At 27.5% G+C, this 1542-nt stretch carries 2 protein-coding genes; both read left to right on the top strand.

Annotated elements, in window-relative coordinates; all coding sequences use genetic code 11:
* The first annotated feature begins 143 nt into the window (after nt 1–143).
* Entirely contained in the window at nt 144–1073 is a 930-nt protein-coding gene (locus EZH24_RS11620; protein WP_137999252.1) for a hypothetical protein, read from the top strand.
* 20 nt (nt 1074–1093) lie between these two features.
* Nucleotides 1094–1507, top strand: coding sequence for a hypothetical protein (locus EZH24_RS11615; RefSeq protein ID WP_137999251.1), 414 nt, complete (start codon nt 1094–1096; stop codon nt 1505–1507).
* Nucleotides 1508–1542 lie beyond the last annotated feature (35 nt).

Here is a 1542-nt window from a genome sequence, read left to right as displayed (position 1 = left end):
TTCTCAAAGATTATCGGTTATTTTATTAAGTACATAAGAAAAATAATTAATATATATTAAGTAAAAAAATATGCTTAATGGCTTGACAACTAAAACAAATTATATATACTAAAAGATATATCTATATGAAAATGGAGTTTATCATGAGTTTAAAAAATATAATTACATTTGGAGCAGCAGGAAGAATAGAAAATGCACAAGAACAATATAATAAAACATTTAACAAATATAAAAGACTTGAAAATAAATATAGAAAAATAAATAAAGAACTTACATCATTATTTGAAAATGTAGTTCAAACTAAAATCGGTGCCCAGAATGCCGCTAAAAAAATTACTAAAATTAATATTATAAATGAAATGATAACTTCTAATAAACTTTCAATAAATTCAAAAAAAGAAAAATTATCTGCTGTCAGTATCAATATGAATTATATAACTAATAGTTTAGAAGCTGGAGATGTTATAATGAACGCGATGAAAGGAAGCGGTATAGCATTAAGTGCTGGAACTGCAGCCGCTCCTGCAGCATTATGGCTTGTAAGTACATTTGGAACAGCATCAACTGGAGCAGCAATATCCTCATTATCTGGAGCAGCAGCTGCAAATGCGGCATTGGCAGCACTTGGAGGAGGAGCTGTAGCCGCAGGAGGCGGAGGAATGGCAGCAGGAGCAGCTGTACTTGGTGCTTTGGGTCCTATAGTAGGAATTGGTGTTGGTTTAGTAGTTATGCCTATATTTTCACATCTTTCTGCAAATAAAAAAATAAAACAAATAGAAGAAGAGGAATATAAAATAATAAAAGCTATAAATACAGTTCAAGAAGCTATTCAAAAAAATAAAATATATGAAAACAGATCTTATGAAATAATATCAGCTATAAATAAAGGAATTGAAGCATTTAATCATCAATATGCAGTAACAGAAGAAACAATAAATAAATGTAATAAAAATTTAACAGTTCAATATATTTTGGATAATAAAGATTCTAAAGAAAGCAAAGAAATATTTTCTTTGATTGCTATAACTCAGGAATTACTAAAAATAAGAGATACACCTGTAATTGATAATTAATATTAAAATGAGAGGTAATTATGTCTAATAATATAATTAAGTATGCTAAAAAAGTACCTACTAATAAAATACCTACTTCTGTGCCAGGATTAGGAGCTGTAATTGATAGTAAAGAAGTATTTGATGCTTTCAAAGAATTATTGAAAACGCAAAAAGAAATAGAAGCAATTAGAGCTGAAAAAGAAGTTTATCTTGCAGAAATTGAAGCTAAATATAAAACATATAAATATTTATTTGACAAAGTATTTGAAGAAAGAGATAAATCGTTAAATAAATTTTTTGATGTTATAGATCAGGGAATAGCAACAAATAATGTTGATATGATACTAGCTGGAATGCAAAATGTAACATCCATAGTACAGTCTTCACCTTTGGCCCAAGCAAAAGAAATGTTTGTAAATACTTTGCAAAATGGTAGAAAAATAGAATTATAATATTTATTCAATTATTTTATATTGAAATAATTTCA

Source organism: Brachyspira catarrhinii (assembly GCF_005518285.1).
Taxonomy (GTDB): domain Bacteria; phylum Spirochaetota; class Brachyspiria; order Brachyspirales; family Brachyspiraceae; genus Brachyspira; species Brachyspira catarrhinii.
This window is presented reverse-complemented; position numbering and strand designations above follow the sequence as displayed.

Bases quoted from the DNA above. Each gene is read 5' to 3' on its own strand.
- EZH24_RS11620 (WP_137999252.1), top strand. From the start codon at position 144: ATGAGTTTAAAAAATATAATTACATTTGGAGCAGCAGGAAGAATAGAA.
- EZH24_RS11615 (WP_137999251.1), top strand. From the start codon at position 1,094: ATGTCTAATAATATAATTAAGTATGCTAAAAAAGTACCTACTAATAAA.